The sequence below is a fragment of the Variovorax sp. GW531-E2 genome, from assembly GCF_059423125.1.
In genome coordinates, this window is sequence record NZ_JBWKXQ010000135.1 from 1 (window position 1) to 1,244 (window position 1,244).

General features: G+C 70.6%; 1 protein-coding gene. It reads left to right on the forward strand.

The genetic code is table 11. The features are described from left to right. The first annotated feature begins 120 nt into the window (after positions 1 to 120). Positions 121 to 999, forward strand: a complete 879-nt coding sequence (locus AC07XP_RS32270; protein WP_495266961.1) for a LysR family transcriptional regulator — start codon at positions 121 to 123, stop codon at positions 997 to 999. The last annotated feature ends 245 nt before the right edge of the window (positions 1,000 to 1,244 follow it).

Sequence of the window (1,244 nt, forward strand, 5' to 3'; positions counted from 1 at the left end):
GGCGGCAGGGGACGCATGGGGCGGGGCTCCTGAAGTCGTGCGCTCATGGTGAACCGATGCTTCTCTCCAAGCCAATGAATGTTCATTGCAAATGAGTGCAAAAAAACTAATATGAATCCGATGGACATCGGCCTCGCCCGGACCTTTCTCGAAGTCGCGGCCACCGGCAGCTTCGTGGCCGCGGCCGAGCGCCTGCACCTGACGCAGACCGCCGTCAGCGCGCGCATCCGCCTGCTCGAAGACCAGCTCGGGCGGCGCCTGTTCGTGCGCAACAAGGCCGGCGCGCGGCTCACCGCGTCGGGCGAGCGCTTCGTGGCGCACGCGACCACGCTGGTGCAGGTGTGGGAGCGCGCACGCCAGCATGTCGCGCTGCCGCCCGGAATCGAGGAGGGCGTGAGCGTGGGCAGCGAGCCCAGCCTGTGGCATCCGCTGCTGGCCGACTGGCTGATCTGGATGCACCGCGTCTGCCCCGAGATCGCGCTGCGCGCCGAGGTCGACAGCGCGCAGCGCCTGCTCGACGCCGTGCAGGGCGGTGCGCTCGACCTGGCCGTGCTCTACAACCCGCCGCAGCGCCCCGGCCTCGTGGCCGAGCTGCTGGCCGAGGAGCGGCTGGTGATGGTCACCACCGACCCCGAAGGCCGGCTCGACCGCACGCGCTACGTGTCGGTCGACTGGGGCCCGGCCTTCGCGGCCAACCACGAGGCTGCGTTTCCGGAGCTGGCCCATGCGCCGGTGTCGATCTCGCTCGGGCCGCTGGCGCTCACCTACCTGCTTGCCGTGGGCGGCGCGGGGTACTTCCGCATCGGCGTCGCGCGGCCCTTCCTGGCCGACGGCCGGCTGCGGCTGGTGGAGGGCGCGCCGGAGTTCTCGCATTCGGCGCACGCCGTGTATGCGCCGCAGCGCGAGAACGAGACGCTGGCGCGCGTGCGCGCCGGGCTGCGGCTGGTCGCGGCGGCGGAAGAGGGGCGCCAGGGCGGCGGCGTGCATTCGCCGGACTGAGGCGCCGTCCTGCACCGCCGGGTGCTACTTTCAGGTACTTACGTTCGGGCCACCGGGACTCCGACAATCGGAGGCATGCCACCCCGCGCAACGCCGGGAAGAAAAATAAGTTCGGGGAGTTTCATGTCCAACCACGGCAGTGTGCCCTTGCGCACGCGTTCGTCGTCACCTTCCGCTGACCGCAGCGCCCTGTGGGCCGAGCTGAGCCAGACGGCACGGCTGTACCGCCTCGAAGCGCCGAGTGC